This window comes from Pseudomonas sp. SDT291_1_S447 (genome assembly GCF_054070155.1).
Genome location: NZ_JBSVXS010000330.1, coordinates 1 through 334 on the forward strand (window position 1 = coordinate 1; position 334 = coordinate 334).

General features: G+C 60.5%; 1 protein-coding gene and 1 pseudogene. Both read right to left on the minus strand.

The genetic code is table 11. The features are described from left to right. Positions 1-130 (minus strand): AsnC family transcriptional regulator (locus ACW9IR_RS29790; protein ID WP_457466189.1); only part of this gene is annotated, 130 nt, incomplete at its 3' end. 1 nt (position 131) lies between these two features. Further along, a pseudogene (locus tag ACW9IR_RS29795) lies at positions 132-334 on the minus strand (LysR family transcriptional regulator); the annotation flags it as partial.

Consider the following 334-nt stretch of genomic DNA (forward strand, 5'->3'; position numbering starts at 1 on the left):
TGCCCAGCTGCCGGGCCAGCATGGCCACGCTTTCGCGGGCGTTGATCTGCAAGGCGGCGATCAGTTGGCGATCGATTTCATCTAGGGCGGGCAAGGTGAGGGCTCCGAAACGGGGGCAATAAGCAGGCATCTTACAGGCTGGCGTCAGCGAGCAGGCAGCGGGCAAACAGTTGCGGTACGGGGAGTTGGCGCTGGTTATAGCGACTGAGCAGGATGATTTCGCGGTAAAAGGTCAGGCTGCCCAGCGGGATAATTCGTATCTTGGGCGAGCGTTCCAGCCACAACCCGGCCTGAGGAATCAGCGATACACCCAAGCCGCACTCGACCATCTTGA